9 protein-coding genes are annotated in these 5,036 nt (G+C 59.4%); 4 read left to right on the top strand and 5 right to left on the bottom strand.

Features of this window, described 5'->3' with window-relative positions; all coding sequences use genetic code 11:
* Nucleotides 1–363, top strand: a 363-nt coding sequence (locus WA070_RS16200) for a hypothetical protein (protein WP_422634962.1), incomplete at its 5' end; no start/stop codon positions are given.
* Between the two features lie 3 nt (nt 364–366).
* Here WA070_RS16200 and WA070_RS16195 read toward each other — a convergent pair.
* The 3 genes from WA070_RS16195 to WA070_RS16185 are packed head-to-tail and all read right to left on the bottom strand — an operon-like array spanning nt 367 to nt 1,724.
* On the bottom strand, nt 367–636 hold the full coding sequence (locus WA070_RS16195; protein WP_422634961.1) for a hypothetical protein: 270 nt from the start codon (nt 634–636) through the stop codon (nt 367–369).
* 3 nt (nt 637–639) lie between these two features.
* Nucleotides 640–1,038, bottom strand: coding sequence for a hypothetical protein (locus WA070_RS16190; RefSeq protein WP_422634960.1), 399 nt, complete (start codon nt 1,036–1,038; stop codon nt 640–642).
* Between the two features lie 35 nt (nt 1,039–1,073).
* Nucleotides 1,074–1,724 (bottom strand): helix-turn-helix domain-containing protein, encoded by a 651-nt coding sequence (locus WA070_RS16185; RefSeq protein WP_422634959.1) that lies wholly within the window; start codon nt 1,722–1,724, stop codon nt 1,074–1,076.
* A 654-nt stretch (nt 1,725–2,378) separates the two neighbouring features.
* Between WA070_RS16185 and WA070_RS16180 the strand changes: the two genes are divergently transcribed.
* The gene (locus tag WA070_RS16180) at nt 2,379–2,681 is read left to right on the top strand and encodes a type II toxin-antitoxin system HigB family toxin (protein WP_422634958.1); all 303 of its coding nucleotides are present in this window, start codon (nt 2,379–2,381) and stop codon (nt 2,679–2,681) included.
* Between the two features lie 11 nt (nt 2,682–2,692).
* Nucleotides 2,693–3,058: a helix-turn-helix domain-containing protein gene (locus tag WA070_RS16175; protein WP_422634957.1), complete on the top strand. Its 366-nt coding sequence runs from the start codon at nt 2,693–2,695 to the stop codon at nt 3,056–3,058.
* Nucleotide 3,059: 1 nt separating this feature from the next.
* On the opposite strand, the gene WA070_RS16170 is transcribed toward WA070_RS16175, so the two are convergent.
* Nucleotides 3,060–3,503, bottom strand: a complete 444-nt coding sequence (locus tag WA070_RS16170; protein WP_422634956.1) for a hypothetical protein — start codon at nt 3,501–3,503, stop codon at nt 3,060–3,062.
* Nucleotides 3,496–3,771, bottom strand: a complete 276-nt coding sequence (locus tag WA070_RS16165) for a mobilization protein (protein ID WP_066564878.1) — start codon at nt 3,769–3,771, stop codon at nt 3,496–3,498. The genes WA070_RS16170 and WA070_RS16165 overlap by 8 nt, the downstream gene beginning before the upstream one ends.
* A 146-nt stretch (nt 3,772–3,917) precedes the next feature.
* Between WA070_RS16165 and mobQ the strand changes: the two genes are divergently transcribed.
* Nucleotides 3,918–4,946, top strand: coding sequence for a MobQ family relaxase (mobQ, locus tag WA070_RS16160; protein WP_422634955.1), 1,029 nt, complete (start codon nt 3,918–3,920; stop codon nt 4,944–4,946).
* The last annotated feature ends 90 nt before the right edge of the window (nt 4,947–5,036 follow it).

Here is a 5,036-nt window from a genome sequence, read left to right as displayed (position 1 = left end):
GTCCGCCTGGCGGTGAATTCCGCCAGCTCAACGATCCCATGTCGCGCCTCAAGCTCGCTAATTAGCCGATGTTCGCATTATGTCTGCCAAATCGTTGTCTGGCGCACAAACCTTGAGGTGACGCCCGGATGGGCAATATTGTTCAGTGGCTTCGTAGTCGGCCCATTATTTGTTGCTATCATGATTTCTATAGCAATCTGGCTTTTCCGCGTTCTTTTAACAACTCTAGGTCTTAAAGCGTCTCCGCAAAAACGATCTCCTAAGTTTGCAACCCGGGCTCAGAAGCAGAAGCAAATGGAGGACAATGAAATTGTTGATGCGGAGTGGACGGAAGTTCATGGGATCGAAAATCGGGGACAGTGATATCTAACCTCGCGCACGGACGATGGCGCTAAACTCGGAAATCGCCTGCTGCACATTGCTGTCATCGCACACGTTAAGCGAGTGGTGGACTGAAACGGCCTGATCGGTCCGCATTTCCAGCCAAGCAATCCGGTTTGTGTTCGGTGCTGGACCGGCCTGCTCTAGCGCAATCTGCTCGCTATATCCCGCAATCACATCGTTGATGGCCTCCAGCGCGACCTCATAGGCAATGGCCTGTTCTTGGGACCATAAAGGGCCGGTTGGAGCATCCATGGTTTATTCCTCGCCGCTAGGGCTGTCGCCCTGGCGGCTGAACAGGCGCGACCAAAAACCGCGCTGAGGAGTAGATTGAGGGGCAGCGCGTTGATCGGTCAGGGCAAGTCGTTGCGCCTGTTCTCGCCAAGCGTTCCGTTCTTCACGCAGTTCCGCAACCTGCTCACGCAACAGCCTGTTTTCAGCTTGTAAACTAGGGGTGACACCGCTTGTTAAGTCTGGCTGTAAAGGTTGCTGCACCTCGGTTACAGGGGGCCAGACGCGGAACAGTTCGACTGGTTCAATCCGCCACTCGCCATTGTCTGACTTTTCCCCGGAAACACGTCCAGTCTTGATTGCCTTCATGAGCGTTTGGCGGGTGACACCGACCTTTTCCGACGCTTCTCTTAGGGTGATACCCATAGTGTCACTCGCTGTTAAGTTGGCCTGTATACTAGCTATATATCGGTTGCATCGTCAGAAGCGGGTGCGCGGAGCTTGTCGCATAGACCGCTTACAAGTTCGGAGAGTTCTTCGCGCATCGCTGGATCGGGTTCTGGTTGTTCGGTAGCAGGCAGATCAGGTTCCATACCTGCAAAAAACCCCTGGGATGGTGGGGGCAAGCCGGGACCAGCAGGAAGTTGACGTTCGCCGGGATAGAGCGAAGGGACGCGCTCAAGGGGGGGCTGAGTGCCTATCTCGGCTCTGTCCGGTTGCTCATCGTCGGATACAAGGACAGCCGCTGAGAATAGGCTGTAGCGGATGCCATCACGCTTGCCAGTCCATGCTACTCGGTCATTGACGATGTAGGCGTTTGTTGTGCCGACACCGCCTAGCTGTCGAACTTCGATCCAGTTCTGTTCTCTAAGGACGCTAATTGCCCGGAGGACAGTATTACGAGAGCAACCCATCATCCGCTGTAGGTTGGGCACACTGGCCACAAGTGCATTGTGACGCCCCATATTGCCGACGATGACGTGCATGAGAGCGGCTGCCTTTGGGTGTGAACCAATTAACTTGGCCCATTTTTCATGGGTTGCTCGCTCAGTTTGCACCCATGTCCCTCCCGGTGCGGTGGCGAGAGCTAGGCCCTTCTCTTTTGCGGTCATGATCTACCTATGCTCAACCGTGTCCAGTTTCAGGTCACGATGGGACTACCCCGTCTCACCGGTGAACAAAAATTAGCCACTGGCTGACAGTCAGTGTCTATTTTTGCGGACATCTATTGTCAACTTTTTGATAAAATTTGTCAAACCAGTCCCATAGCTGGTGGGACGGGGTAGTCCCATAGCTGGTGGGACTACCCCCCTCAGCAACCAACTGATTAGAAAGCATTTTTTTTCATCTCCTTCTATGATCTTATGATTACCCCTGAAAGGGGTCTGCGAGTTATCCATGCCTCGCCATAGCGCTATCCAAAAGCTGGCGACGGCGAGGGGTGGGTAACTCGCTAATCAGGCCGCCTGCGGCGGGAATGACGAGTGCCGCTAGTCGCGGCACACTTTAAAAATGGCGAATAGGAATCCGCACCCCTTCCACGTTGCACAATGATGGAAGGTTCCAATTGGCTATCAGGGGGTGCGGGCGGCGATTTCCGGCTCGTAGAGCGCAGGGGAGCGGTTGGTGGCAGGTCTGTGCGATCCAAGGGCTAGGCGTGCCCTAACGGGCACCAAAAGGGAAACCGGACTGATGCCAGTTTCTATAGCTTCCCAATATGGGAATTAAGGGTTGTTTCCCATATTGGGAAATGACATAGCCTACCCATGAGGATCATCGCCCGCAAAAACATCGTAGCCTATTCCACGACGCATCCTCTGACCCGTGCGTCACTGACACATTGGCTAGAGGTTGCAGAAAATGCGGACTGGTCTTCGACAATCGAAGTCATGGCCGATTTTTCAAAAGCAAAAACAGTGACGGCGGAACGGGTTAGATTTGAAGTGGCGGGCGGAGATCATAGAATGATTGTTGCGTTCCATTTCCGGCGAGGGATCGCTTTCATAAAGTTTATTGGAACACATGCTGAATATGACCGCATCGACGCCGCGACCGTCGATCAGTTTTGAAGGACAGGCAAATGGATATCAGACCTATCAGGAACGATGACGACCATCGGGCGGCGGTCGATGAAATCCGCGTTCTCTGGAACGCGGAAGCGGGCAGCGCGGACGAGGATCGTCTCGATGTGCTGGCAACCCTGGTCGATGAATATGAGCGGAAGCGGTGGCCGGTCGACAAGCTGGACCCGGTGGAAGCGATTGAAGCGGCCATGGAGGCGGACGGGCGCACCCGCGCCGATCTGGCGTCCCTGATCGGGCAATCGCGCGCGACCGAGGTTCTGGCCCGCAAGCGGGGGCTGACCCTCCACATGATCCGCAAAATCGAACGGGCATGGCATGTCCCTGCATCGATCCTTGTCCGCGAATATCAATTATCGCGCTAAATCAGGGCTGCTGCTCATAGAGGGGCACCCACTTTCCTTTGCACGTCTGGGCTTTGGCGTCCCATTTGGCGGTGCATCCGTATAGCTGGCGCTCGATCTTGGGTTCCTGCGCCCAGCGATAGGCGAGGGCCGCGGCGAAGATCAGTCCCAGCCCGATGAGGGCGGCGGTGATCCATTCCTTCAGGCGATCCCACCAGACCCCTGCGCTGACCCGCTGAAGCTCCCCAGCGGCCCGGTGGAGGGCATTGACCCCCACGCCTGCCTGTGCGGTCCATTCGGCGCGCTGGTGGGCGTCCTGCTCGATCTTCTGGGCCAGTGCGGCGACCTGCTGGGCGACCCCTTCGGCCCCGGCCTTGCGTATGGCGTCGAGCAGGGTGCGATAGTCTGCGCCGGGATCGGAGGGAGGGGGAGCATCAAACTCGGCAGGGTCGAAGGGATCAGGCATCGGCGGGGCCACCCTTGAAGGTCCAGCCCTCGAACGCCTTGCGGTCCTGATCGCGGCTGATCCGGCTCATCAGGTCATTGAGGCGAGATTCCCATGCGGGGTCTTTCATGGCGGCATCGAGGAGCAGACCGCCGAGGATGATCTTGCGGCGGGCATCAGCCTTGCGGTTAAGGGTGGCGGCGCGAGCTTCCAATGCCTGCAACCGGGCCTTGGCCTGCTGTACCTTGCGGCGGGCGGTTTCGATAGCCTCTGGCGTGGGAGCAGCCATGGTCAATCCTTTCGCTGTGCGATACTGATAGCACCAGACCCGACCGAGCGAAAGAGAGGAAGGGCGCACTTATGCAAACTTGCGTTTGCGTGCGTCAGGGGATACCCCTGAACCCCAGCGGGCTGTCGCCCGCGCCATGCTCCCGCATGGCTAGCAAGGGCGCGGCGATGGCGAGTTTCCATCTTGCGGTGAAGACGATAGGCCGTTCCGCCGGTCGCAGCGCGACGGCAGCGGCAGCCTATCGTGCGGGTGTCGAAATCACGGACGAGCGCACCGGCCTCGTCCACGATTACACCCGCAAGCAGGGCGTCGAACATAACGCCCTTGTCGTGCCCGCCGACGCCCCGGCGTGGGCCAGTGACAGGACCGTGCTCTGGAACGCCGCCGAGCAGGCCGAGACGCGCAAGAACTCGACCGTCGCCCGCGAATATGAAATCGCGCTGCCCGCCGAGTTGTCGGCCGAGGCGCGGCGCGAGCTTGCGCTGGGCCTCGCACGGGAGATCAGCGAGCGGCATGGGGTGGCGGTGGACGTGGCGATCCACGCACCAGGTCGCGAGGGCGACCATCGCAACCACCACGCCCATCTGCTGACGACGACGCGGCGGATCGGCCCGGAAGGGTTGGGCGCGAAGACCCGCGAACTGGACCAGAAGACGAGCGGGGAGGTTGAGCGCTGGCGTGGCCGGTGGGCCGAGATGCAGAATGCGGCGCTGGAACGGGCGAACGTCCCGGAGCGGGTGGACCATCGCAGCCACCAGCGACGCGGAATCGAGCAGGAGGCGACCGTGCATATGGGGCCGAGCGCGACGGCGATGGAACGCCGTGCCGAGCATCAGGCCATGCGGGAGGGGCGGGCCTATGAGCCGGTAACGATGGTGGGCCAGCACAACGCCGGCGTCATCGAGCAGCGGGGCCTGCGCCAGTATATTGAGCGTGGGACCGAGTGGCTGCGCGATGCAGGGCAGCGGATATCGGGCAGGCTGCATGCGTTCGCGGCTACCTTGAGCGGTGCGGTCGATCGCGATCGGCGCGATGAAGCAGAGGCGCAGCGTCAGGAGCGGCTTGCCGCCGAGCGCACCCGTGAGCAGGCACAGGAACGTCAGCAGGCGCAGGACCGTGAGAAGGTGGCGGAGAAGTTGGGTCGTGCGGCTGAGCGGAACAAGAAAGTGTCGTAAGGGGCATTATTTCTTTTCAAAAGTCCCATTCGGAATTAGGTTGGCGTAGCGGTCTGAGGCCGCCGTTTGCGACGGCGTCGGGCACGGAGA

The organism is Sphingobium sp., assembly GCF_049304695.1.
Classification (GTDB): domain Bacteria; phylum Pseudomonadota; class Alphaproteobacteria; order Sphingomonadales; family Sphingomonadaceae; genus Sphingobium.
Note: the sequence above shows the minus strand (reverse complement) of the source record. Positions and strands in the feature narration are given on the sequence as shown.

What these genes read in the sequence shown, in the direction of transcription:
- WA070_RS16195 (WP_422634961.1), bottom strand. Translation starts at nt 636, where the DNA reads ATGGATGCTCCAACCGGCCCTTTATGGTCCCAAGAACAGGCCATTGCC.
- WA070_RS16190 (WP_422634960.1), bottom strand. Translation starts at nt 1,038, where the DNA reads ATGGGTATCACCCTAAGAGAAGCGTCGGAAAAGGTCGGTGTCACCCGC.
- WA070_RS16185 (WP_422634959.1), bottom strand. Translation starts at nt 1,724, where the DNA reads ATGACCGCAAAAGAGAAGGGCCTAGCTCTCGCCACCGCACCGGGAGGG.
- WA070_RS16180 (WP_422634958.1), top strand. Translation starts at nt 2,379, where the DNA reads ATGAGGATCATCGCCCGCAAAAACATCGTAGCCTATTCCACGACGCAT.
- WA070_RS16175 (WP_422634957.1), top strand. Translation starts at nt 2,693, where the DNA reads ATGGATATCAGACCTATCAGGAACGATGACGACCATCGGGCGGCGGTC.
- WA070_RS16170 (WP_422634956.1), bottom strand. Translation starts at nt 3,503, where the DNA reads ATGCCTGATCCCTTCGACCCTGCCGAGTTTGATGCTCCCCCTCCCTCC.
- WA070_RS16165 (WP_066564878.1), bottom strand. Translation starts at nt 3,771, where the DNA reads ATGGCTGCTCCCACGCCAGAGGCTATCGAAACCGCCCGCCGCAAGGTA.
- mobQ (WP_422634955.1), top strand. Translation starts at nt 3,918, where the DNA reads ATGGCTAGCAAGGGCGCGGCGATGGCGAGTTTCCATCTTGCGGTGAAG.